The sequence below is a fragment of the Serratia sp. X10 genome (assembly GCF_017811775.1).
Taxonomy (GTDB): Bacteria; Pseudomonadota; Gammaproteobacteria; order Enterobacterales; family Enterobacteriaceae; genus Serratia; species Serratia ureilytica.
Genome location: NZ_JAEIOH010000005.1, coordinates 49216 through 70924, shown reverse-complemented (window position 1 = coordinate 70924; position 21709 = coordinate 49216). Strand labels below are relative to the sequence as shown.

Here is a 21709-nt window from a genome sequence, read left to right as displayed (position 1 = left end):
CAGAATTGAATCACAATACGCTAGTATGATTTCTTGTGCCAGCGGTCACATTTTCCGCCGGCTCCACAGGGAAAACGCTCTCGATGACCTCGTTCACTCTCAGCTCCGATGACTGGTTAACGCGTGAAACGCAGTTCGCTGCCTTCGCCACCGGGCCGCTGCTGGATTTCTGGCGGCAGCGCGAAGAAGGTGAGTTCCGCGGCGTGGACGGCGTGCCGATCCGCTTTGTGCGCTTCCGTTCCGCGCGGCATCAACGGGTGGTGGTGGTCAGCCCCGGCCGCATCGAAAGCTACGTGAAATACCCTGAGGTGGCCTATGACCTGTTCCACTGCGGTTACGACGTGGTGATCGTCGATCATCGCGGGCAGGGGCGCTCCGGGCGTTTACTGGCGGATACGCACCGCGGTCATGTGGTAAACTTCGACGACTACGTGGACGATTTCGAGCAGCTGTGGCTGCGCGAGGTCGAGTCGCGCGGTTATCGGCAGCGCTTCGCGCTGGCGCATTCGATGGGCGGCGCGATCCTGGCGCGGTTCCTGCAGCGTCGGCCGCAGGCGTTCGACGCGGCGGCGTTTTGCGCGCCGATGTTCGGCATTCAGTTGCCGATGCCGGGCTGGCTCGCCGACCGTATTCTCGACTGGGCGGAGACACGTCCGGCGATCCGAGACTATTACGCGGTGGGCACTGGCCAGTGGCGTCCGCTGCCCTATGTGGTCAACGTGTTGACCCACAGCCGCGAGCGCTACCGGCGCAGCCTGCGTTATTACGCCGACTATCCCGAGCTGCAGGTGGGCGGGCCGACCTACCATTGGGTGCGGGAGAGCATCCGCGCCGGTCGGCAGATTATCGCGCAGGCCGGGGAGATAACAACGCCGCTGTTGCTTTTGCAGGCCGGTGAGGAACGGGTGGTCGACAACCGTTCGCACCAGGCTTTTTGTCAGGCTCTGTCAGACGCGGGGCGCCCTTGCGAAGGGGGGCTCCCGTTGGTTATCAACGGCGCACGCCATGAGATCCTGTTCGAGCGGGACGCGATGCGCGCCGAAGCACTGAACGCAATTCTGCGCTTCTTTGCTCAACACTTAGGCGGCGCGCTGCCGCCGACAACTCCATCAGAGGTTAGAACATAACGCTATGTATCACGTCGTCGCTTCCGATTTAGATGGCACGCTGCTGTCTCCCGACCATACCCTGTCGCCGTACGCCAAAGAAACGCTGAAGTTGCTGACCCAGCGCGGCGTGCATTTCGTGTTCGCCACCGGCCGCCACCATATCGACGTGGCGCAGATCCGCGACAGCCTGGAGATCAGTGCCTTTATGATCACCTCCAACGGCGCGCGGGTGCACAACACGGCCGGCGAGCTGATCTTCAGCCATAACCTGGACGGGGATATCGCCCGCGATCTGTACGGCATGCTGCACGACGATCCGCAGATCACCACCAACGTCTACCGCAACGACGATTGGTTTACCAACCGCGAAAGCCCGGAGCAGGAAGAGTACTTCCAGGAGTCGGTGTTCAAATATCAGCTGTTCGAGCCGGGCCTGCTGGAAACCGACGGCGTCTGCAAGGTTTACTTCACCTGTGAAGATCACGAGCGGTTGCTGCAGGTGGAAGACGCCATCAACGCGCGCTGGGGCGATCGGGTCAACGTCAGCTTCTCGTTCCCGACCTGCCTGGAAGTGATGGCGGGTGGCGTGTCGAAAGGGCATGCGCTGGAAGAAGTGGCCAAGATCATCGGTTATACGCTGCAAGAGTGCATCGCCTTCGGCGACGGCATGAACGATCTGGAGATGTTGTCGATGGCCGGCAAGGGCTGCATCATGCGCGATGCGCATCAGCGCCTGAAGGATATGCTGCCGGAGCTGGAAGTGATCGGCTCCAACGTCGATAACGCGGTGCCGCACTACCTGCGCAAGATGTTCCTCTGAAATAAACAGGCCGTTTCTCTGAAATAACAAGGGCGCCTTGCGGCGCCCTTAAAGTAAATGATAAACCGGATGACGTTGCCGAGCTTACAGCAGGCAATATCTAAAAAAATAAGGAAAATCAATTTATTGATTTTCGACTGATATCCACAAAGGAGGAAAAACCACGCTTTTTCCTCCTTTGTCAGCAATCCAAGGGCGCCTTGCGGCGCCCTTGGCGTTACTTGTGCTGGCCCTGCTTCTGCAGGAACTGCACGCCCTTGTCCGGGAAGTCGGTGAACACGCCGTCGACGCCGGCCTGGTTGTAAATCACGTCATACAGCTGATTCACGTCGGTCACGTACTTCGGCAGCGCATCGGCGCGAATGGTGAACGGGTGCACCGCCAGCTTGCTGGCGTGCGCTTCTTTCACCATGTCGGTCAGCACGATGTGGCCCGGCTTGGATTTATCCGCCACCACCAGCATGTGGTAGTCCGGCCCGATGCCGTCGGCATACTGAGCGATTTTCTTCATCGCGCCCGGTTTGAACATCCAGCCGTAGTCGTATTCCACCCACTTGCCATCGGCTTTCTGCTCGTAGGTTTCCTGCCAGTCGTTGTAGGCGATCAGCTGCACCAGCTTCAGATCCATGCCCAGCTTCGGCTCCAGCTCGTTCTTGATGCGCTTGAGCTCGTTGGCGTCGAAGCACTGCAGGTAGACGTTGTCGTTCTTGCCGGTGTAGCCGTACTGTTTGAGCACCGCCAGCACTTTGCTGGAGATGTCTTTGCCTTCCTGCTTGTGGAACCAAGGCGCTTTGATTTCAGGATAGATGCCGATGTTTTTGCCGGTCGAATGGTTCAGACCCTGTACGAACTCGATCTCTTCCTGGAAGGTGTGGACGCGGAAGTCGGATTTGCCCATCGGGAAGCGGCCAGGGTAGCCCTGCACCTTCTTGCCGTTTTCGATTTCAAAGCCTTCGGTGAACTTCAGCGATTTGATCTCCGCCAGCGTAAAGTCGATGGCGTAATAACGGCCGTCTTTACGCGCGCGGTCCGGGAAGCGTTCGGCGACGTCGGTGACGCGATCGAGGTAATGGTCGTGCAGCACCACCAGCTCGTTGTCCTTGGTCATCACCAGATCTTGTTCGAGATAATCGGCGCCCTGCGCGTAGGCCATCGCCTTCGCCGGCAGGGTGTGTTCCGGCAGGTAGCCGCTGGCGCCGCGGTGGGCGATGACCACTTTGTCCGCCGCCTGCGCGGCGCTGACCATCGAGGTGGCGAGAATGATCCCTGTCAGCAGGGCTTTGACTTGAGTCCGCATTCCGTTTTCTCCGTGTTGTTGGGGGCAGGGTAGTAAAAAGGCCGCAGGGCGGCCTTTAAATCATGCAAAAGTCGTGTGACGCTTAACCGCGCTTGGCGGCGATTTCCGCGTGGTGTTTCTTCTCGTTCAGCATGGTCAGCAGCAGCAGGATGACCGCTGCGATGCTGCCGCCGATCATCACCATGAAGCCGCCGTCCCAACCGAAGAAGTCCACGGTGTAACCGACGATGGCGCTGGCCGCGACCGAGCCGCCCAGGTAGCCGAACAGGCCGGTGAAGCCCGCGGCGGTGCCGGCGGCTTTCTTCGGCGCCAGCTCCAGCGCGTGCAGGCCGATCAGCATCACCGGGCCGTAGATCAGGAAGCCGATGACCAGCATACAGATCATGTCCACGGTCGGGTTACCGGCCGGGTTCATCCAGAACACCACGGTGGCGATGGTCACCAGCGTCATGAAGAACACGCCGGTGGCGCCGCGGTTACCTTTGAACACTTTGTCCGACATCCAGCCGCACAGCAGAGTGCCTGGGATACCGGCGTATTCATACAGGAAGTAGGCCCAGGAAGACTTGTCCAGCGCGAAGTGCTTCACTTCTTTCAGGTAGGTCGGCGACCAGTCCAGAATGCCGTAACGCAGCAGGTAGACGAACACGTTGGCGACCGCGATGTACCACAGCAGCTTGTTCGGCAGGATGTACTGCATGAAGATCTGTTTGGCGGTCAGCTCTTCTTCGTCTTTTTCGCTGTAGTCGTCCGGATAGTCGTTTTTGTACTCTTCAATCGGCGGCAGGCCGCAGGATTGCGGGGTGTCGCGCATCAGGGCGAAGGCGATCAGGGCCACCAGGATGGCGCCGAAGGCCGGCATGTACAGCGCCGCGTGCCAGTCGTTGAACCAGGCCATACCCAGCAGGAACAGCAGCGGCGGCAGGCCGCCACCCACGTTGTGGGCGCAGTTCCAGATGGAAACGATGCCGCCGCGTTCTTTCTGCGACCACCAGTGCACCATGGTACGGCCGCACGGCGGCCAACCCATGCCCTGGAACCAGCCGCACAGGAACAGCAGAACGAACATCACCGCGATGCTGGAGGTGGCCCACGGCACGAAGCCCATGAACAACATCACCGCCGCCGCCAGGATCAGGCCGGCAGGCAGGAACACTCGCGGGTTGGAACGGTCGGAGACCGAACCCATGATGAATTTGGAGAAGCCGTAGGCGATGGAGATGCCCGACAGCGCGAAGCCGAGGTCACCGCGGCTGAAGCCTTGTTCGATCAGGTAAGGCATGGCCAGGGTGAAGTTCTTACGCACCAGATAGTAGGCGGCGTAACCGAAGAAGATCCCCAGGAAAATTTGCCAGCGCAGCTTACGGTAGAGCGGGTCTACCTTATCGCTCGGCACACGGGCGATGTGTGCGGCCGGCTTAAAAATACTCAACATGAGCGCCTCCGATGGCTTTATCTGTTATCACATCAATATGACCTTTTACGTTCATTTGATGATTGAGCGGATATCGAATGTGGTGTTTTTGTGTTCCATAACGAGCGCCATTGTCATCAAATACGCCTGGTGTCGCTGTGACGAATGGCGCAATTGTTACACTTTCATGAAACCACGGCGGATTTTGAGCGATTCGTTAACGTTATGAAATAGAAAAACGTCCAAAAATCGTGATTATGATCACATTGATGGTTTTTTGTGGACATTTTTATTTCGTTTTATGTTCGTTATTGTTCCTTATCAAACAAAGACCCTAATAACCGTGGCTCAATAGGCTCATAACTACCGATCCTGAGGGAGCGACATGAGCAGCTATTTTGACGGCGGCGAAACGGATGTGATCATCATCGGCGGCGGCGCCACCGGCGCAGGCATTGCCCGCGACTGTGCGCGGCGCGGCTTGCGATGCATTTTGCTGGAGCGCCACGACATCGCCACCGGCGCCACCGGCCGCAACCACGGTTTGCTGCACAGCGGCGCGCGCTATGCGGTGACCGACGGCGAGTCGGCGCGCGAATGCATAGAAGAGAACCGCATCCTGAAACGCATCGCGCATCACTGTATCGAGCGCACCGACGGGCTGTTCATCACCTTGCCGCAAGACTCGCTGGACTATCAGCAGCAGTTTATCGCCGCCTGTCGCCAGGCAGACATCGACGCCGAAGCGATCGACCCGCAGCTGGCGCTGCGGCTGGAGCCGGCGGCTAACCCGGCGCTGATTGGCGCGGTGCGGGTGCCGGACGGCACCGTCGATCCTTTCCGGCTGACCGCCGCCAATATGCTGGACGCGCGCGAGCACGGCGCGCAGATCCTGACCTACCATCAGGTGGTGGGGTTGCTGCGCAGCGGCGATCGGGTGACGGGCGTGCGCGTTTACGACCATCAGAATCAGCGGCGCTATGAGCTGCACGCGCCGGTGGTAGTCAACGCCGCCGGCATCTGGGGCCAGCAGATCGCCGAATACGCCGATTTGCGCATCCGCATGTTCCCGGCCAAGGGAGCGCTGCTGATCCTCGGCCATCGCATCAACAACATGGTGATCAACCGCTGCCGCAAACCGGCGGATGCCGACATCCTGGTGCCGGGCGACACCATCTCGCTGATCGGCACTACCTCGACCCATATCGACTACGACCAAATTGACAACATGCTGGTGACCCCGCAGGAGGTGGACATTCTGATCCGCGAAGGGGCGCTGTTGGCGCCCACCCTGGCGCAGACCCGCATTTTGCGCGCCTATGCCGGGGTGCGGCCGCTGGTAGCCAGCGACGACGATCCCAGCGGGCGCAACGTCAGCCGCGGCATCGTGCTGCTCGATCATGCCGCCCGCGACGGGCTGGAAGGGTTTATCACCATCACCGGCGGCAAGCTGATGACCTACCGCCTGATGGCGGAGTGGGCCACCGACAAGGTATGTGAAAAGCTCGGCGTAAATAGTCCGTGCACCACCGCGCAGGACGCGCTGCCCGGATCCCGTCAGTCGGCGGAAGAAACGGTGCGCAGCGTGGTTTCTCTGCCCGCCAGCATCCGCGGCTCGGCGATTTACCGGCACGGCGATCGCGCCAGCCAGGTGCCGGCGGCCGATCGGCTCGACACCAGCCTGGTGTGCGAGTGCGAGGCGGTGACCGCCGGGGAAGTGCGTTATGCGGTCAACTCGCTGACCGTCAATAACCTGGTGGATCTGCGCCGCCGCACCCGCGTCGGCATGGGCACCTGCCAGGGCGAACTCTGCGCCTGCCGCGCCGCCGGGCTGTTGACGCGCTTTAACGTCAGCACGCCGCAGCAATCCATCGCGCAGCTGTCGCAGTTCCTCAACGAACGCTGGAAAGGCGTACGGCCGATCGCCTGGGGCGATGCGCTGCGCGAGAGCGAATTCACCAGCTGGGTTTACCAGGGATTATGCGGGCTTGAAGCCCAGACCGACCAGGAGCAGGAGGCGGATGATGCGATTTGACGTTGTGGTGATTGGCGGCGGCCTGGCGGGCCTGAGCTGCGCCATTGCCGTGGCCGAACAGGGCAAGCGCTGCGCGGTGGTCAGTTCTGGCCAGAGCGCGCTCTACTTCTCCTCCGGCTCGCTCGATCTGCTGGCGAGATTGCCGGACGGCACGCCGGTCGAGATGCCGCTGGCGGCGTTGCCGCAGCTGGCGCAACAGGCGCCGCAGCATCCGTACGCTCTGATCGGGCCCGGCCGGGTGGCGGCGCTGTCCGCCGCCGCGCAGCGGCTGCTGGAACGCTGCGGGCTGAATCTGCAGGGCGAGGGGGTGAACAACCATCTACGCATCACGCCGCTCGGCACGCGCCGCGCCACCTGGCTCAGCCCGCAAGCGATCCCGACGCTGCCGCTGACCGGCCAACTGCCGTGGCGGCGCATTGCGGTGATCGGCATCGAAGGGTTCCTCGACTTCCAACCGCAGATGGCCGCCGACGCCTTAAGCCGCGAGCTCGGCGTGCAGACGGACGTGGCCTATCTGCACATGCCGGCACTGGACAGATTGCGCAATAACCCCAGCGAGTTCCGCGCGGTGAACATCGCCCGGGTACTGGATTTGATGGAAAGCCTGCCGCCGATGGCCGAAGAGCTGCGGCGGCTGGCGGGCGAGGCCGAGGCGCTCTTCCTGCCGGCCTGTCTGGGCCTGGAGGACGACGCGTCGCTGGCGGTGCTGCAGGATGCGGTCGGCAAGCCGATCCGACTGCTGCCGACGTTGCCGCCTTCGGTGCCCGGCATGCGCTTGCACCAGGCGTTGCGGCGGCGTTTCCAGCAGTTGGGCGGCGTTTTCATGCCGGGCGACAGCGTGCTGCGCGCCGAGAGCGAAGCCGGCCGCGTCACCGGTTTGTACACCCGCAACCACGGCGATATTCCGCTGCGGGCGCAGCAGGTGGTGCTGGCCAGCGGCAGCTTCTTCAGCAACGGGCTGGTGGCCGATTTCGACGGGGTGCGTGAGCCGATCTTCGGGCTGGACGTACACAGCCGGGCGGATCGCGCCGACTGGAGCCGACGCGAGCTGTTCGCGCCGCAGCCTTACCTGCAGTTCGGCGTGCGTACCGACGGCAGGCTGCGGGCGATGAAGCAGGGCGTGCCGTTCGACAACCTGTACGCCATCGGCGCGGTCGCCGGCGGCTACGATCCGCTGCAGCAGGGCTGCGGCGCCGGCGTGTCATTGATCGGCGCGCTGCACGTCGCGCAGCAGATCGCCGCGGAGGAGAACGTATGAGCCTGCATCGGGACCACAGCTTTGAAAGCTGCATTAAATGCACCGTCTGCACCACTTACTGCCCGGTCGCCAAAGTGAACCCGCTCTACCCGGGGCCGAAACAGGCGGGACCGGACGGCGAGCGGCTGCGGCTGAAAGACCCGGCGCTGTACGATGAAGCGCTGAAATACTGCACCAACTGCAAGCGTTGTGAAGTGGCCTGCCCGTCCGACGTCAAAATCGGCGACATCATTCAGCGCGCCCGCGCCGACTTCGCCCAGAGCAAGCCGACGCTGCGCGATGCCATCCTCAGCCATACCGATATCATGGGATCGCTGTCGACGCCGTTTGCGCCGATCGTCAACGCCGCCACCGGGTTGAAACCGGTACGCAAGCTGCTGGACAAGGCGCTGAAGATCGATCACCGGCGCGAACTGCCGAAATATTCCTTCGGCACCTTCCGCCGCTGGTACCGGCAACAGGCGCAGGCTCAGCAGCGTTACGCCGAGCAGGTGGCATTCTTCCACGGTTGCTTCGTCAACTATAACCACCCGCAGCTGGGCAAGGATTTGGTCCGGGTGTTCAACGCGCTGGATATCGGCGTGCAACTGCTGAAACGCGAGAAATGCTGCGGCGTGCCGCTGATCGCCAACGGGTTTATCGATCAGGCTAAAAAGCAGGCCAGGGTCAATGCCGAATCGCTGCATGAAACGGTGCTGGATCGCGGCATTCCGGTGGTGGCGACCTCATCGAGCTGCACCTTCACCCTGCGTGACGAATACCCTCATCTGCTGGACGTAGACACCACTGCGGTGCGCGATCGGGTGGAGCTGGCGACGCGCTATCTCTATCGCCTGATCAACCAGGGGCGCAGCCTGCCGCTCAAGCGCACGCCGCTGCGGGTGGCTTATCACACGCCTTGCCATATGGAGAAGATGGGCTGGACCGCCTACACCCTGGAGCTGCTGCGGCAGATACCGGGGCTGGAGCTGGTGGTGCTGGATTCGCAGTGCTGCGGCATCGCCGGCACCTACGGGTTCAAATCGGAGAACTATGCCACGTCGCAAGGCATTGGCGCGCCGCTGTTCCGGCAGATAGAAGAGAGCGGAGTGGATCTGGTGGTGACCGACTGCGAAACCTGCAAATGGCAGATAGAAATGTCCACCAGCAAGCGCTGCGAACATCCGATCACCCTGCTGGCGCAGGCGTTGGCATAAAGACTCAGGGGCCGGCAAACCGGCCCCTGCGGGATTACTGCTTCAGTTTCAGGGTGGAGATGATGCCTTCGGCTTCGGTCTGCGCCTGCTGCTGGTTGTCCGCCGGCAGCGTCACCTGAATGGTCAGCATGTTGTTGTTCAGCGAACCGATCAGGACGGAAGAATAGGCTTTCTCGCCGCCGCTGGTGATGATGCTGTCCAGCTGACGCAGCGGCACGCCGTTGACGTCGAGCGCCTTGTTGGTGATCACCTGCAGGTTGGCGTCACGCGCGCGCTGGGTGTTCTCCAGGCGCTTGGCCAGAGTCTCCAGGCTGTCGGCAGTCTTGTCGCCCAAGATGACGATCACTGCGCGCTGGCCGGTGCTGTCTGCGTAAACATGCATGTTGTTGGCCTGGTTGCCCAGCTTGCCGCTCTGATCCGCCATGCCGACCGGCAGGGTGAACGCCAGTTTACCATCCAGCAGGCTCACCTGCTGCCCGGCCGGCGCGCTGGCCGCCGCGCCGTCTGGCGCTGCCTTGGTGTCTTTGGTGTTGCCGTCGCAGGCCGCGAGGCCAAGCGCCAGCAGGCTGATACCCATCAATTTCGCTACTTTACGCATCGGGCTTCCTTATTCCTTTCCGGTAGGGATTCACTGTCGTATCGCAACCTATTCCAGGTTGAAATGCAAGGCAGATGTTGTCACAAGTTTTTTTCCAGTAATAGCCGATAATCAGCCACTTCGCCTTTCTTTTCCAGATGAACAATCTGATAGTGATGGGCGAGCAGCATCGTCAGCATGGCGCGGAACCGGTTACGGGTTTTGACCGTCAGTTGGTGATAGCCCTGCGCCCGCGCCCAGCGCTCTTGTTCGGCCAACAAGGTCTGCGCCACGCCGTGGCGACGGAACGCTGGCAGCACGCCGCCCAGCCAGCTGTAAAACACCGTTTCCTGCTGTTGATAACCGAGTTTGAAACCGGCCGGCTGTCCGCCTATCTCGGCGATCAACAGGCTGGCGGGGGCGGTGCCGATACGTTGCTGCAGATCGGCCAGGCTGTGCAGGCCGCCGAATTCGGGGATGCGTTGGTAAAGGCGGTGGATTTCTTCGAGCGTGGCGGTGCGGACGATTGGGGTCATGAGCGGCCTCCAAAGGATAAGGCCGCCCAGAATAACACGACTCAGCCCGGCTGCAGGCTGCCGCTGCGCGCCGCGATGCGTTTGAGCAGCATGTTCAGCAACACGCCGTACATCGGCAGGAAGAACAGTAGGCAGATCATCACCTTGAAGCTGTAATCCACCAGCGCGATCTCCACCCAGTTGTTGGCCATGAAGGGATCGCTGCTCTTATAAAAGGCGATGAAGAAGAACGCCAGCGTATCGCTGATGTTGCCGAGGAACATCGCCGCCGCCGGCGCCACCCACCAGGCGCTGCGTTGACGCAGGCGATTGAAGACGTGTACGTCGAGGATCTGGCCGAGCACATAGGCCATAAAGCTGGCCACGGCGATGCGCGCCACGAACAGGTTAAAACTGCTCAGCGCGGCGATGCCCTGCCATTCTCCCTGATAGGTGACGGTGGAGATCACGTAGGAGATGAACAGCGCCGGCACCATCACCGCCAGGATGATGCGCCGCGCCAGCGGCGCGCCGAAGATGCGCACGGTCAAATCGGTCGCCAGGAAGATAAACGGGAAGGTAAAGGCGCCCCAGGTGGTATGGAAGCCGAAAACGCTGATCGGCAGCTGCACCAGGTAGTTGCTGGAGGTAATGATGGCGATATGAAACAGCGAAAGCCAGACCAACGCCGTGAAGCGCTGCTGTGCGGTAAACGAATACATGTTGTAGCCTTTTTAGCAGTGGGGTGAGGGAACCCAGTGTGTCTTGTCAAAACAGCAAAAAACGCTGCGCGGCGGCATGATACGCGTTTGCGCAACCAATGCAATGGTTAAATTTAACGTAAACGTTAACGCATCTTGCGCAGAAAAACTACCGGCGTAAACTAGGCGCTAATGAGATGCGGCGAGCGTTCGCCGATCGTTTTTGAACGAGAAAAATTGCATGACTGACTTATTTGCCCAGGCAGACCAGACGCTCGACGCGCTGGGGCTGCGTTGCCCGGAACCGGTGATGATGGTGCGCAAAACCGTGCGCCATATGGACAACGGCGAAACGCTGCTGATTATCGCCGACGATCCGGCCACCACCCGCGATATCCCGGGGTTCTGCCGCTTTATGGAGCATACGCTGGTGGCGCAGGAGACCGAGCAGGCGCCATACCGTTATCTGTTACGTAAAGGTGTATAGTTTTTAATCGTCTCGTAAGATAAGCTCCCTGCGATTGGGGGAGCGTTCGAAAGGGACAAACGATGATGAGTATTTTACTAGTGCCTACGGTTGCCAAGATGGAAAATGAGGAACACACGCAGGGCTATGAGCGCTGGTTTCTTGAAAAAGTTCAGGAAGCCATGGATGAGCCATTGCCCGGTATTCCTCATGATGACGTGATGGCTGAAATGGATGCTGTTATCGCTGCTGCAGAAGCCAGGATCAAAGCTAAACAGTCATAATGCTCAGCATCGAATGGACTCGAGCCGCACGTCAGGATCTGGCGGAGATTGTGGGATTCATCGCCAATGACAATCCTTTGGCGGCCAGAAAAATGAAGCTTCTCATCATGGAGGCGGTCATTCCCGCCGCCAGTCATCCTCGACTTTTCCGGCGTGGCAGAGTGGACGGCACGCATGAAATTCCTCTACATCCCAATTATCTCTTGGTTTATCAAGTGCTGGAAACTCACATCCGGGTGTTGAGGGTTTTACATGCGCGCCGACAATATCCTTAGTATCGGCACCGTAATCCATCATACCGGGCTTCCATTGAGAAACCCGGTCTGACACCATGTTATTGGCGCTTTCTCAACAGTCGCAACGCGTTGGCGGTGACCAGCGCGGTGGCGCCGGAGTCCGCCAGCACCGCCAGCCACAGCCCGGTTAACCCCAGCAGGCTGGTGATCAGAAAGACCCCTTTCAATCCCAGCGCGATGGTGATGTTTTGCCGGATGTTGGCGTGGGTGGCGCGCGAGATGCGGATCATTTCCGCGACGCCCAGCAGCCGGTTGTGGGTCAGGGCGGCGTCGGCGGTCTCCAGTGCCACATCGGTGCCGCTGCCCATGGCGATGCCGATGTTGGAGGCTTTCATCGCCGGGGCGTCGTTGATGCCGTCGCCGATCATCGCCGTCGGGCGCAGTTCGCTCAGCTCGGTGACCGCTTTGACCTTATCTTCCGGCAGCAGACCGGCGCGATAGTCGAGGCCCAGTTCGCCGGCGATCGCCGCGGCGGCGCGCGGGTTGTCGCCGGTCAGCATCACGCCGCGAATACCCAGCGCGTTCAGTTCGGCTATCGCCTGTTTGGCGTCGCCGCGCAGCGTATCGCGCAGCGCCAGCAAACCGATGGGCGTGCCGTCTGCCAGCACCACCACCGCCGTTTTACCGGCGTTTTCCAGCTTGTCCACCCGGGTCTGCCATTGGGTGTCGAGCAGGCCTGGCGCCAGCTTGCCCGGCGCGCTGATCAGCACGGTCTTGCCGTCCACTATTCCTTCCACACCGATGCCGGCCAGCGCGCGGCGCGCCTGCGCCAGCGGTAGCTCAGCCCCGCTCTCGGCGGCGCGGTTGATGATCGCTTGCGCCAGCGGGTGATGTGAACCGGCTTCCACCGCGGCGGCAAGCTGCAACAGCCGTTGTTCGGTGAGCGTGCCGATGGGCAGCACGTCGGTGACCGTCGGCTTGCCCTCGGTCAGGGTACCGGTTTTATCGAAGGCGATGGTTTGCACCTGCCCCAGCTGTTCCAGCGCTGCGCCGCCTTTAATCAGCGCGCCGCGCCGCGTGGCGGCCGCCAGTCCGGAGGTAATGGCCGCCGGGGTCGAGATCACCAGCGCGCATGGACAGCCGATTAACAGCAGCGTCAGGCCGCGATAGATCCAGGTATCCCATGGTTGCGAGAACAGCAGCGGCGGCACCAGGATCACCGCGACCGCCAGCAGCATAATGGCCGGGGTGTAATAGCGGCTGAAGCGATCGAGGAAGCGTTCGATCGGCGCACGGCGCTCTTCGGCCTCTTCAATCAACTGTAGAATACGGTCGATGGCATTTTTGCCGGGCTCGGAGATCACCTTCATCTGCGCCGCCTGATCGACGGACAGGCTGCCGGCGGCCACTTTTTCCCCCTGTTGACGCTCGACCGGCACCGATTCACCGGTCAGGGCGCTTTCGTCGAAGCTGGCGAACGGATTGAGCAGCTCGGCGTCGGCCGGCAGGCGCCCGCCGGGCGCGATTTCAATCACGTCGCCGGGGCGCAGGCTGGCGACCGGCACGCGTTTGCGTTCCGTGCCTTGCAGCAGCAGCGCATCTTCCGGCACCAGCTCCATCAGCGCCTTTACCCCGCGCCGCGCACGGTTGGCGGCGTAGGATTCCAGCAGCTCGCCGACCATAAACAGCAGCAGCACCATCGCCGCCTCGGCGGTGGCGCCAATGAACAGCGCGCCGATGGCCGCCACGCTCATCAGCGTTTCGATGGCGAACGGCGTGCCGGAGCGAATCAGACGCAGCGCCTTGGCGGCGACCGGCGCCAACCCGACCAGCGTGGTGGCGATAAAGGCGATGCGACCCAGCTCCGGGTTAATCCGATCCAGCACCCAGCTGACCACCATCAGGGTGGTTAACAACAGCAGCGGCGCAAATTCGCCGAAGCGCGAGGCTTTTGGCGCGGCATCTTTGGCGGTCTGAGCGCCGAGCAGGGTAAAACCGGCCTGGGCGACCGCGTCCTGGATCCGCAGGCTGATATCGGACTGTGCGTCGACCACCAGTTTTTCGGTGGCGAACAATACGCGTGCGCTGTCAACGCCGGGGAGCGCGGTGACGGCATTTTCGATTTTCTTGGCGCAGCTGGGGCAGTCCATGCCGGTGACTTTCCAGCTGAAACGTTGGCTGCCGGAAGGGGGAGCGGCGGCCAGCCTGTCGCTTTCCTCGTCCGGATCGTCGGGGGCGGCGGCGCAGCAGCCGCTATCGCCATGATCGTGATGGTGGTGGGCGTGTTCGGTCTGCACAGCGGCGTTCTTCGGCTCGCTGCTGCAGCCATGCTGGGTTTTGCTGTGGCTGTGGTTGCAGCCGCATCCGCCTTCGGCGTGGTGATGTTCCTGATGATTATGATTTTGCTGATTGTGCATAACGTCCCCCTTCGGGCAGTTAACCGGGTTTGCTCAGCTGACTCTACACCCTGGAGCCCACTCCAGAGTCAAGCTCCGGATGAGAATTATTGCTAACGGCGTTCGGGCGTTATGGGGGGATTCATTCAATAATGAATAATGCGAATTTTAATCTATTGCTTTTTCTTATTGCCTATTTCGAGAAAAAGTCTCGCCGCCGTTAGTTTAAATAAGAAAATAATATTCCTATAGAAACTAAAAAGTCGCCCGGTCTAATAATAAAGAGTTATTTATCTATAACGCGTTAGCAAAATTTATCTTTTTGCGCCTAATCAGCCAGCATGATTCGCTTGTGTCTGCAAGCCGCATTGCTATTGAAGTTTGGTGCCAACTTCTCCTCTCTAAGTTTCATTTGTTTTGTAAATAAGCGCAAAAAGTAGCATAACAAACTTTCGTTGCGATAATAAATGGTTGATTATTTTATGTGCAGTTTTGCGGTCCTGCCTATAATTGGAATCGATTACCATTTTTAATGGTGATCTTATTTGCTGATATATATGCATTAATTCTACCAAACACACTGCCGGCAACGGCGCATAAGCCCCTTCCAGCAAGCTTAAGGTTCATTAACCGTGGCTTACGGGGAGGTTATGTCTATCTGTCTGATTGATATCAATCAGGTAATGAGTGGAATCGAACCAATGCAATCTACTAAAAAGGCAATTGAAATTACTGAATCCAACTTCGCGGCCGCCACAACCGGCTACGATGCTGTAGACGACCTGTTGCATTATCATGAGCGGGGCAACGGGATTCAGATTAATGGCAAGGATTCATTTTCTAACGAGCAAGCTGGGCTGTTTATTACCCGTGAGAACCAAACCTGGAACGGTTACAAGGTATTTGGCCAGCCGGTCAAATTAACCTTCTCCTTCCCGGACTATAAGTTCTCTTCCACCAACGTCGCCGGCGACACCGGGCTGAGCAAGTTCAGCGCGGAACAGCAGCAGCAGGCTAAGCTGTCGCTGCAGTCCTGGGCCGACGTCGCCAATATCACCTTTACCGAAGTGGCGGCCGGACAAAAGGCCAACATCACCTTCGGTAACTACAGCCAGGATCGTCCCGGCCACTATGATTACGGCACCCAGGCCTACGCCTTCCTGCCGAACACCATTTGGCAGGGGCAGGATCTGGGAGGCCAGACCTGGTACAACGTCAATCAGTCCAACGTGAAGCATCCGGCGACCGAAGACTACGGCCGCCAGACGTTCACCCATGAGATTGGCCATGCGCTGGGTCTGAGCCATCCGGGCGATTACAACGCCGGTGAAGGCAACCCGACCTATCGCGACGTCACTTATGCGGAAGACACCCGCCAGTTCAGCCTGATGAGCTACTGGAGCGAAACCAACACCGGTGGCGATAACGGCGGTCATTACGCCGCAGCTCCGCTGCTGGATGACATTGCCGCTATTCAACATCTGTATGGCGCCAACCTGTCGACCCGCACCGGCGACACCGTGTACGGTTTTAACTCCAACACCGGTCGTGACTTCCTCAGCACCACCAGCAACTCGCAAAAACTGATCTTTGCGGTGTGGGATGCGGGCGGCAACGATACCTTCGACTTCTCCGGTTACACCGCTAACCAGCGCATCAACCTGAACGAGAAGTCGTTCTCCGACGTGGGCGGCCTGAAAGGCAACGTCTCGATCGCCGCCGGTGTGACCATCGAGAATGCCATTGGCGGTTCCGGCAACGACGTGATCGTCGGCAACGCGGCCAATAACGTGCTGAAAGGCGGCGCGGGTAACGACGTGCTGTTCGGCGGCGGCGGGGCGGACGAGCTGTGGGGCGGTGCCGGTAAAGACATCTTCGTGTTCTCTGCCGCCAGCGATTCCGCGCCGGGCGCTTCAGACTGGATCCGCGACTTCCAGAAAGGGATCGACAAGATTGATCTGTCGTTCTTCAACAAAGAGGCGCAGAGCAGCGATTTCATTCACTTCGTCGATCACTTCAGCGGCGCGGCCGGTGAAGCGCTGCTGAGCTACAACGCGTCCAACAACGTGACCGATTTGTCGGTGAACATCGGTGGTCATCAGGCGCCGGACTTCCTGGTGAAAATCGTCGGTCAGGTAGACGTCGCCACTGACTTTATCGTGTAACGCAGCAACGGAGCGCCCGGCGCAGTCTCGGCCGGGCGTGATGTGGGAGCCGGTATGAAAGGTACTTTAACGCGCGCCGCCCTGGCGGCGGGAGGCATGATGGTGACGAGTGCGGTGATGGCCGGCAGTCTGGCGCTGCCGACCGCGCAGTCGCTGGCGGGGCAATGGCAGGTAGCCGACAGCGAACGGCAATGCCAAATCGAGTTTCTGGCCAATGAGCAAAGCGAGACCAACGGCTACCAGCTGGTGGATCGGCAGCGTTGTCTGCAAAGCGTATTTGCGGCCGAGGTGGTGGGCTGGCGCCCGGCGCCGGACGGCATCGCCCTGCTGCAGGCGGATGGCAGCACGCTGGCGTTCTTCTCGCGCGACGGCGATCTGTACCGCAATCAACTGGGTGCGGGTGATGCCCTGACGTTGAAAGCGCTGGCTTGATGAAGAAACGGGTTCGGCGCGCCGAACCCGCGGCAGGTCTCTACAGGTAGAGCGAACGCACGATCAGGAAGTGGCCGGAAAAGTAACAGAAAGCCACGATGGCGTCCGCCGCGCGGAAGGTGAAGCGGTAGCGGTTGAGCAGCCAAACCACATTGGCCAGCAGCAGCAGCGAGGTGCCGGTCAGCAGCGAGAAGCCGAAATCGGTGCTGCGCAGGAAATATTGCTCGCCCGCCAGCCAGACCATCAGCAGCGTCATCGCCACATAGGTGACGATCGGCCAACGCATCTCTTCCAACCGGGTCCAAAGGGTGGCCAGCAGCAATGCACCGATCGCCAGCAGCGCCAGCGGCAGCGGCCAGAACAGACTGAACGTCATCTGGCTGGCGAAACTCAGGGTGTACAGCAAGTGGGACAGGAAAAAGGCGCCGATGGCGTACAGCACCCGCTCGCGCGGCAACAGAAGCAGCCCATCGCCGATCAGCGTCGCCAGCAGGCCGAGTACGATCAGATAACCCGCGGCGCTGAGCACCGGTGCCTGCCAGGCCAACAGCAACAGCAGCAGCAGCGTGACGGGTTTGAACACCCAACGCTGCCAGCGCGGCCCGCGGTAAGAGGCGTCGACGAACAGCCAACCGGAAAAGAATACGGCAAGGAACGGCCAACTCATTTATGTCTTCCTTATGTAGAAGGGAGCCGCAACCACCGGCTCCAAACTGTCACCCATGTCACTTCTTCATTTCAGTGTAGGTAGCCTGCCGACGTTCGACAATGCTTTCTTGCGTACGGGCGGCGGCCGGTCTGCTTGGCAGTTTCTCTTGTGAGTAGCATTCTGGCAAGGGGGAGTATGCGCTATCGCATTTTGAATTAAAAAAACAACGAGGGAGATATTCCCCCTCGCTTTATTATTAGCTGCGGTGTCACGGCACTATTTCTGCGTAGCGATTTTTGCGATGACTTTTCCAAACTCCGCCTGCTGATGCTCTCTTTTTAGGATGGTGCAGGTTCTATCAACGCCACCAGATTTAATTTTCAGCTTAAATGATTGAGGCCTGTCTTGTATCAGCGTGACGTCACTTATTGGAATGATAAACGTTTCGGCATATAGCGCCGGTGTGACAATCAAATTATCCTGTGAGAGGCCGATCATTATGCGGCCTTCCAAGCGGGATGAATTGACCAGTGCTACCACCCCGGCGGCGACCAACACCCAACCGACGTTGATACCAATCAGGCCGATAACGATGCCGAGGACGATACATAATATCCCGGATAATGAAAATTGCTTCAAATTGAATCCCAGGCTGACATCAAGCGGAGGGTGAGCATCGGCGTTGAAGAGCGTCAATCCGCGGTTGTAACGCCATTCATAGCTGAACAGATAGCCGATGAAGAAGATCATGCTCAGTGGCAACATCAGGACGGTGGCGATAAAGGCGAGCACGCGGCCCGCTTTCGGCGCTTTAGATAAAAGCAACAGGCTGATAACCTGCATAGGTATTGATATTGCGAATATAATAAGAACTATTTTAATGAAATCTTCAAGGAGCAGCTCTTCATAGCTGCTTAATGCGCCATTCTGAGATGAATAAAATTGGATGATTGCAGCCAGGGTGATATTAATCACCAGGCCTGTCCAAGCTAATTTGCTTATTTTTTCCATGTCAAATCCGTTTGATTAAGGTTGATTGTTTAGCGGGTCTTTATTTTGTTATTCAGAAGGGTGTTAATATATTTCCGGGGTTAGGCTAGCATAGTAATTAATCATTTCCAAACAGAGAAACGTTGTGAGCACCTATAATAGAATGGCGGAGCAAGTTCTTGCTGCTTTGTACCCCTTCGGGAGAGCATAGAGTTTCACGTCGGGTTGTGCAGGTGTGCTATGTTTACGCTGATTTAGCCGTGAAGGAAATAGGAAACCGATGAGTAAGCCACCGCTATTTTTTGTCGCCGTCATTGCGTTGATCGCCGTGCTGGCCACGCAACGTTACTTCAAACAGCGCCAGCAGGAGGCGGAAAACGATCGCGCGCCGATGCGCAGTCTGCAGGTGACGGTGAGCGACAAACGCGCGGTGCCGGTCGCCAAGACTCGCGCACCGCAGCGCGAGCCGTTGGTCAACGAGCCGATGTATTACGAGGTGGTGTTCAGCCCGAACCAGGGCGGTGAAAACATTACGCTGCGGCTGAAGCAATGGCAGTACAACCCGATAGAAAAAGGCGCGCAGGGCACGTTAAACATGCAGGGCGCGCGCTTCGTCTCGTTCACCGTTCAGCCGTAGCGGTCACTTTTTCTTGATGGGCGGCTGTTTCTTTTGCCAGGCCAGCAGCTCGAACACGCCAAAGATAAAGATCTTGGCCTCTTGCCAGTAGCTGATCGGCTGATCCTTCGGCTGGGTGGATTTCAACAGCACCAGCTGCAGGCCGTGCATCACCACCATAAAGAACAGCGCCACGTCGATGAAATACTTCAGCGGCTTGGGAAACGGATGGAACAGGTTAGAGAGCAGGAAGCCCCATACGCACAGCATCAGCAGGCGGCCCAGATTAATCAGCATGGTCGGTTTTCTCTTGCGAACGAAGATAAAGGCGATAAGCCACCTGGCCGGCGACCTTCTCCCGGTGCAACTGCCAGCTGGCAGGCACGTCTGCCGCGGCGCTTTCCGCCTCGGCTTCTACATAGATCCAGGCCTCGTCGGCCAGCCAGCCCCGCTGCTCCAGCAACAAGACGGTCTCCGCCAGCAGGCCTTTGCGAAACGGCGGATCGAGGAACACCACGTCGAACGGTTGACCGTCGCCCGCCAGCCAGCTCAGCGCGTTGGTGTTGATAACCACCCCTTTGCCCTGCAGCAGCGCCAGATTTTTTTCCAGCTGCTGCGCCACCGGCCGTTCGAATTCGAGCAGCGTGGCGCTGCCGGCATAGCGCGACAGCGCTTCCAGCCCTAATGCGCCGCTGCCGGCGAAGCAGTCCAGGCAGCGCGCGCCCTGAATCACCGGCGCCAGCCAGTTGAACAGGGTTTCGCGTACCCGATCGGTGGTGGGGCGCAGCCCCGGGCTGTTCGGCACCGGGAGCTTACGGCCGCGCCATTGGCCGCCGATGATGCGGATCTGTCCGGCGGCGGCCTGGGGCGGTTTTTTGGCCGCCGCCCGTGGCGAGAGTCTTGTCATAAGCGTTGTTTGATTTCTTTTGCGGCGCGGGGCCGCCGAGGTTAACGAAAAGTTGTCCCTATTCTACCGGTGACGGGCGTCGGGGGGAACGGTAAAACGTTGTTGTCTGATTTCACACCGGAAAGCATGCCGGATGCGTGTTGCTGCGCGAGGGAAAGTGATAGACTCGGCGGATTATTGTCAGCATATATCCTTCAGGTATGTAGGGTAAGCGAGCCTTCGGTACGGAGTAGAGTCATAACATGGCAAAAGATAAGAAACGTGGGTTTTTCTCCTGGCTGGGCTTTGGCCAGAAGGAGAAGGAAGAAGAGCAACAGCAACCTGAGCAGCCGGTAGAGCAGGCGGAAGCTCAGGCCGCGGAGACGCCGGCTGCACCGGCCGCCGCCAAGCTGGACGACAAGCTCCCCGCCCAGGAATCTGAACCTGCCGCCTCCGTCGACACCCCGGGAGAGTGGGATAACGGTCAGGCCGGCGAGCAAATCGCGGAAAATTTGCCGGCGGCGGCTGAACAGCCGGCGGCGCAAGCGCTGGCCGAAGAGATCGTCAGCGTCACCGAACAGGTGGCGGCGCAACAGCAAGCGGTCGTTGAACCTGAGCCGGTCGTCGAGCCTGTGTCGGTTGTTGAGCCGGTGCCGGTTGTTGAACCTGAATCCGTGCCGGAAGTGGAAGAAGAACCGCTTGAGCCGGTGGTGCCGGCCGCGGCGCAAGAACAGGAAAGGCCGACCAAAGAAGGCTTCTTCGCCCGCCTGAAGCGCAGCCTGCTGAAGACCAAACAAAACCTCGGCTCCGGCTTTATGGGGCTGTTCCGCGGTAAAAAGATCGACGACGATCTGTTCGACGAGCTGGAAGAACAGCTGCTGATCGCTGACGTCGGTGTGGATACCACGCGCAAAATCATCACCTCCCTGACCCAGCACGCCAGCCGCAAGCAGCTGAAAGACGCCGAAGCGTTGTACGGCAAGCTGAAGGAGGAAATGTCCGAAATTCTGGCCAAGGTCGATCAGCCGCTGGATGTCAGCGGGAAAACCCCGTATGTCATCCTGATGGTCGGCGTGAACGGCGTGGGTAAAACCACCACCATCGGCAAGCTGGCGCGTCAATTCCAGGCGGAAGGCAAGTCGGTGATGCTGGCGGCGGGGGATACCTTCCGCGCCGCCGCGGTGGAGCAGCTGCAGGTGTGGGGCGAACGCAACCGCATTCCGGTGGTGGCGCAGCATACCGGCGCGGATTCCGCTTCGGTGATCTTCGATGCAGTGCAGGCCGCCAAGGCGCGCGGCATCGATGTGTTGATCGCCGATACCGCCGGCCGTCTGCAGAACAAATCGCACCTGATGGAAGAGCTGAAGAAGATCGTCCGCGTCATGAAAAAACTGGACGACCAGGCCCCCCATGAGGTTATGCTGACGCTCGATGCCAGCACCGGCCAGAATGCGGTCAGTCAGGCGAAATTATTTAATGAGGCCGTGGGCTTAACCGGCATCACGCTGACTAAACTGGACGGTACCGCCAAGGGCGGGGTGATCTTCGCCATCGCCGATCAGTTCGGTATCCCGATCCGCTATATCGGCGTCGGGGAAGGCATCGAAGATTTGCGGCCGTTTAAGGCTGACGATTTTATTGAGGCACTTTTTGCCCGAGAGGATTAA

General features: G+C 59.6%; 22 protein-coding genes. 12 read left to right on the top strand and 10 right to left on the bottom strand.

What is annotated here, in order from left to right; translation table 11 throughout:
* The first annotated feature begins 83 nt into the window (after positions 1 to 83).
* Positions 84 to 1127 (top strand): lysophospholipase L2, encoded by a 1044-nt coding sequence (pldB, locus tag J9788_RS17375; protein ID WP_182265651.1) that lies wholly within the window; start codon positions 84 to 86, stop codon positions 1125 to 1127.
* 4 nt (positions 1128 to 1131) lie between these two features.
* A complete protein-coding gene (gene yigL, locus J9788_RS17370; RefSeq protein ID WP_046898837.1) occupies positions 1132 to 1929 on the top strand; it encodes a sugar/pyridoxal phosphate phosphatase YigL in 798 nt (265 codons plus the stop codon).
* Positions 1930 to 2146: 217 nt separating this feature from the next.
* On the opposite strand, the gene glpQ is transcribed toward yigL, so the two are convergent.
* Positions 2147 to 3226, bottom strand: coding sequence for a glycerophosphodiester phosphodiesterase (gene glpQ, locus J9788_RS17365; protein WP_182265652.1), 1080 nt, complete (start codon positions 3224 to 3226; stop codon positions 2147 to 2149).
* Positions 3227 to 3308: 82 nt separating this feature from the next.
* Positions 3309 to 4661: a glycerol-3-phosphate transporter gene (glpT, locus tag J9788_RS17360; protein WP_015376273.1), complete on the bottom strand. Its 1353-nt coding sequence runs from the start codon at positions 4659 to 4661 to the stop codon at positions 3309 to 3311.
* A gap of 364 nt (positions 4662 to 5025) precedes the next feature.
* Between glpT and glpA the strand changes: the two genes are divergently transcribed.
* The 3 genes from glpA to glpC are packed head-to-tail and all read left to right on the top strand — an operon-like array spanning position 5026 to position 9129.
* The gene (gene glpA / locus J9788_RS17355; RefSeq protein WP_182265653.1) at positions 5026 to 6675 is read left to right on the top strand and encodes an anaerobic glycerol-3-phosphate dehydrogenase subunit A; all 1650 of its coding nucleotides are present in this window, start codon (positions 5026 to 5028) and stop codon (positions 6673 to 6675) included.
* Entirely contained in the window at positions 6665 to 7933 is a 1269-nt protein-coding gene (gene glpB / locus J9788_RS17350; protein ID WP_038874127.1) for a glycerol-3-phosphate dehydrogenase subunit GlpB, read from the top strand. The genes glpA and glpB overlap by 11 nt, the downstream gene beginning before the upstream one ends.
* On the top strand, positions 7930 to 9129 hold the full coding sequence (gene glpC, locus J9788_RS17345; protein ID WP_182265654.1) for an anaerobic glycerol-3-phosphate dehydrogenase subunit GlpC: 1200 nt from the start codon (positions 7930 to 7932) through the stop codon (positions 9127 to 9129). The genes glpB and glpC overlap by 4 nt, the downstream gene beginning before the upstream one ends.
* A gap of 34 nt (positions 9130 to 9163) precedes the next feature.
* Here the strand turns inward: glpC and J9788_RS17340 are convergent, their stop codons facing one another.
* From J9788_RS17340 to J9788_RS17330, 3 genes are all read right to left on the bottom strand, one after another.
* Complete coding sequence (locus tag J9788_RS17340) at positions 9164 to 9727, bottom strand: DcrB family lipoprotein (protein WP_025304887.1); 564 nt, start codon at positions 9725 to 9727, stop codon at positions 9164 to 9166.
* A gap of 80 nt (positions 9728 to 9807) precedes the next feature.
* The gene (locus J9788_RS17335) at positions 9808 to 10242 is read right to left on the bottom strand and encodes a GNAT family N-acetyltransferase (RefSeq protein ID WP_182265655.1); all 435 of its coding nucleotides are present in this window, start codon (positions 10240 to 10242) and stop codon (positions 9808 to 9810) included.
* A 41-nt stretch (positions 10243 to 10283) separates the two neighbouring features.
* Entirely contained in the window at positions 10284 to 10943 is a 660-nt protein-coding gene (locus J9788_RS17330; RefSeq protein ID WP_182265656.1) for a 7-cyano-7-deazaguanine/7-aminomethyl-7-deazaguanine transporter, read from the bottom strand.
* A gap of 220 nt (positions 10944 to 11163) precedes the next feature.
* Here J9788_RS17330 and tusA point away from each other — a divergent pair, with 220 nt between their 5' ends.
* From tusA to J9788_RS17315, 3 genes are all read left to right on the top strand, one after another.
* Positions 11164 to 11409, top strand: coding sequence for a sulfurtransferase TusA (gene tusA, locus J9788_RS17325; RefSeq protein ID WP_025304890.1), 246 nt, complete (start codon positions 11164 to 11166; stop codon positions 11407 to 11409).
* A gap of 62 nt (positions 11410 to 11471) precedes the next feature.
* Complete coding sequence (locus J9788_RS17320; RefSeq protein WP_227414621.1) at positions 11472 to 11672, top strand: stability determinant; 201 nt, start codon at positions 11472 to 11474, stop codon at positions 11670 to 11672.
* Entirely contained in the window at positions 11672 to 11947 is a 276-nt protein-coding gene (locus J9788_RS17315; RefSeq protein WP_094141612.1) for a type II toxin-antitoxin system RelE/ParE family toxin, read from the top strand. Before J9788_RS17320 ends, J9788_RS17315 begins: the two co-directional genes overlap by 1 nt.
* Before the next feature lie 59 nt (positions 11948 to 12006).
* On the opposite strand, the gene J9788_RS17310 is transcribed toward J9788_RS17315, so the two are convergent.
* Positions 12007 to 14325, bottom strand: coding sequence for a zinc/cadmium/mercury/lead-transporting ATPase (locus tag J9788_RS17310; RefSeq protein WP_182265657.1), 2319 nt, complete (start codon positions 14323 to 14325; stop codon positions 12007 to 12009).
* Between the two features lie 680 nt (positions 14326 to 15005).
* Here J9788_RS17310 and J9788_RS17305 point away from each other — a divergent pair.
* Positions 15006 to 16469 (top strand): serralysin family metalloprotease, encoded by a 1464-nt coding sequence (locus J9788_RS17305; protein ID WP_046898846.1) that lies wholly within the window; start codon positions 15006 to 15008, stop codon positions 16467 to 16469.
* A 54-nt stretch (positions 16470 to 16523) separates the two neighbouring features.
* Positions 16524 to 16901: an AprI/Inh family metalloprotease inhibitor gene (locus J9788_RS17300; protein ID WP_025304893.1), complete on the top strand. Its 378-nt coding sequence runs from the start codon at positions 16524 to 16526 to the stop codon at positions 16899 to 16901.
* A 40-nt stretch (positions 16902 to 16941) separates the two neighbouring features.
* Here the strand turns inward: J9788_RS17300 and J9788_RS17295 are convergent, their stop codons facing one another.
* Positions 16942 to 17568: a lysoplasmalogenase gene (locus J9788_RS17295; RefSeq protein ID WP_046898847.1), complete on the bottom strand. Its 627-nt coding sequence runs from the start codon at positions 17566 to 17568 to the stop codon at positions 16942 to 16944.
* A gap of 258 nt (positions 17569 to 17826) precedes the next feature.
* A complete protein-coding gene (locus J9788_RS17290) occupies positions 17827 to 18561 on the bottom strand; it encodes a hypothetical protein (RefSeq protein ID WP_046898848.1) in 735 nt (244 codons plus the stop codon).
* Positions 18562 to 18820: 259 nt separating this feature from the next.
* Between J9788_RS17290 and J9788_RS17285 the strand changes: the two genes are divergently transcribed.
* Positions 18821 to 19177, top strand: a complete 357-nt coding sequence (locus J9788_RS17285; protein WP_046898849.1) for a DUF2500 domain-containing protein — start codon at positions 18821 to 18823, stop codon at positions 19175 to 19177.
* A gap of 3 nt (positions 19178 to 19180) precedes the next feature.
* On the opposite strand, the gene J9788_RS17280 is transcribed toward J9788_RS17285, so the two are convergent.
* Positions 19181 to 19453, bottom strand: coding sequence for a DUF1145 family protein (locus J9788_RS17280; protein ID WP_004934327.1), 273 nt, complete (start codon positions 19451 to 19453; stop codon positions 19181 to 19183).
* The gene (rsmD, locus tag J9788_RS17275) at positions 19443 to 20063 is read right to left on the bottom strand and encodes a 16S rRNA (guanine(966)-N(2))-methyltransferase (protein ID WP_042783457.1); all 621 of its coding nucleotides are present in this window, start codon (positions 20061 to 20063) and stop codon (positions 19443 to 19445) included. The genes J9788_RS17280 and rsmD overlap by 11 nt, the downstream gene beginning before the upstream one ends.
* A gap of 242 nt (positions 20064 to 20305) precedes the next feature.
* On the opposite strand from rsmD, the gene ftsY reads away from it, so the two are divergent.
* Positions 20306 to 21709: a signal recognition particle-docking protein FtsY gene (gene ftsY, locus J9788_RS17270; RefSeq protein WP_182265658.1), complete on the top strand. Its 1404-nt coding sequence runs from the start codon at positions 20306 to 20308 to the stop codon at positions 21707 to 21709.